General features: G+C 63.9%; 1 protein-coding gene. It reads left to right on the top strand.

Features of this window, described 5'->3' with window-relative positions:
- Nucleotides 1–255: citrate/2-methylcitrate synthase (locus BN2475_RS35440; protein ID WP_281254202.1), on the top strand; the 255-nt coding region annotated here is incomplete at both ends.

Below are 255 nucleotides of genomic sequence, written 5' to 3'. Positions count from 1 at the left end.
GATGTTCTCGAACCCGTGCGAAGACTACAAGGTCAACGACGTGCTGGTGCGCGCGCTGGACCGTATCCTGATCCTGCACGCGGACCACGAGCAGAATGCATCGACGTCGACCGTGCGTCTGGCGGGTTCGTCGGGCGCCAATCCGTTTGCATGTATCGCGGCGGGTATCGCGTGTCTGTGGGGCCCGGCGCACGGCGGCGCGAACGAAGCCGCGCTGAACATGCTGGAAGAGATCGGCTCGGTCGACAACATTCC

It is taken from the genome of Paraburkholderia ribeironis, assembly GCF_900019265.1.
Classification (GTDB): domain Bacteria; phylum Pseudomonadota; class Gammaproteobacteria; order Burkholderiales; family Burkholderiaceae; genus Paraburkholderia; species Paraburkholderia ribeironis.
This window is presented reverse-complemented; position numbering and strand designations above follow the sequence as displayed.